The following is a 238-nucleotide window of genomic DNA, read 5'->3' on the forward strand; positions in this document are numbered from 1 at the left end:
GTGGTAAAGATGCTCACGGTGCCGTCGCGATTGTCGGCAAGCTCGATGATGCGGGCCATCTGGGGAAAGTCGACGTGGGAAGCCGTGTTGATCTCCCACCAGCTGCGACGGGCATCGAGAGCATGGTGGTGTGCGGTGATGTTGTTCGCATGCACGTGTCCATTGACCCAGGCAAGCACGTTCGGGTAATGCGATAGCAGGGAGACCAATTCCGGGCCGAGATGACGGATGCCCGTAC

At 59.7% G+C, this 238-nt stretch carries 1 protein-coding gene; it reads right to left on the bottom strand.

Annotated elements, in window-relative coordinates:
- Positions 1–238: hypothetical protein (locus ELQ12_RS10130; RefSeq protein ID WP_208379413.1), on the bottom strand; the 238-nt coding region annotated here is incomplete at both ends.

The organism is Campylobacter sp. US25a, from assembly GCF_004379075.1.
Classification (GTDB): domain Bacteria; phylum Campylobacterota; class Campylobacteria; order Campylobacterales; family Campylobacteraceae; genus Campylobacter_D; species Campylobacter_D jejuni.